A 1,235-nucleotide genomic window follows, 5' to 3' on the forward strand; every position below is an offset into this window, starting at 1 on the left:
ACGATTGGTAAGAATCCACAACAAGTTGTTCTTCATGACGATGTATCTGAGGGTCTGTAGCTCAGTTGGTTAGAGCACACGCTTGATAAGCGTGGGGTCACAAGTTCAAGTCTTGTCAGACCCACCACTAACGACAAGCAAGCAATTGCAGAGTGAAGAAATCAGAAACATTGACTTATTGATAAGCTGGGGACTTAGCTTAGTTGGTAGAGCGCCTGCTTTGCACGCAGGAGGTCAGGAGTTCGACTCTCCTAGTCTCCACCACGAATTAATTTAAAAGCACTGCTTTTTAAATTAATGAGGTTGATTGATTAGATGATAGTCAAACAATGCTGGAAAGAGCTAAGAAATAAGCGATCAAGTGTTTAGATCCTAGAGATTAACAAGTACAAGCGTTATGATACGCACCACTTGATAATCTCTGTGATTTATCACAGTAATGCAATCTGACGAAGATGCATTAAATCATTAACAGAATATATTTGAGTTGAAATAATTTGTTCAAACTCGTTGAAAGCAACATAGGCAACTATGAAGCGATTAGATGAGTTCTAGCGATTAAACTGAATCAAGCGTTTTGGTATATGAATCTAATTGAAGCTGTACAGTGCTTAAATGCACAAGACGCCAACTGTGAGTCGTAAGACTTGTTGCTAAACCTACTTGTAAGGTTTAACGACTGTTTGGGGTTGTATAGTCAAGTAATTAAGTGCATGTGGTGGATGCCTTGGCAGTCAGAGGCGATGAAAGACGTGATAGCCTGCGAAAAGCTCCGGGGAGGCGGCAAATATCCTGTGATCCGGAGATGTCTGAATGGGGAAACCCACTTACCATAAGGTAGGTATCATTAACTGAATACATAGGTTAATGAAGCGAACGCGGGGAAGTGAAACATCTCAGTACCCGTAGGAAAAGAAATCAATTGAGATTCCCTCAGTAGCGGCGAGCGAAAGGGGAACAGCCCATTAAGTCATATAAGTTCTAGTGGAATGCTCTGGGAAGTGCAACCATAGTGGGTGATAGTCCTGTACACGAAAGGGCTTATATGATGATGTCGAGTAGGGCGAGGCACGTGAAACCTTGTCTGAATATGGGGGGACCATCCTCCAAGGCTAAATACTCCTGACTGACCGATAGTGAACCAGTACCGTGAGGGAAAGGCGAAAAGAACCCCTGTGAGGGGAGTGAAATAGATCCTGAAACCGCATGCATACAAGCAGTGGGAGCCACTTTGT

2 tRNA genes and 1 rRNA gene are annotated in these 1,235 nt (G+C 43.2%); all 3 read left to right on the forward strand.

Features of this window, described 5'->3' with window-relative positions:
• Positions 1-50: 50 nt before the first annotated feature.
• Positions 51-127: transfer RNA gene (locus FTU72_RS16215), tRNA-Ile, on the forward strand.
• A gap of 61 nt (positions 128-188) precedes the next feature.
• Positions 189-264, forward strand: a tRNA-Ala gene (locus tag FTU72_RS16220).
• 431 nt (positions 265-695) lie between these two features.
• Positions 696-1,235 (forward strand): 23S ribosomal RNA (locus tag FTU72_RS16225); the annotation flags it as partial.

It is taken from the genome of Acinetobacter sp. YH12137 (assembly GCF_013418535.1).
Classification (GTDB): Bacteria; Pseudomonadota; Gammaproteobacteria; order Pseudomonadales; family Moraxellaceae; genus Acinetobacter.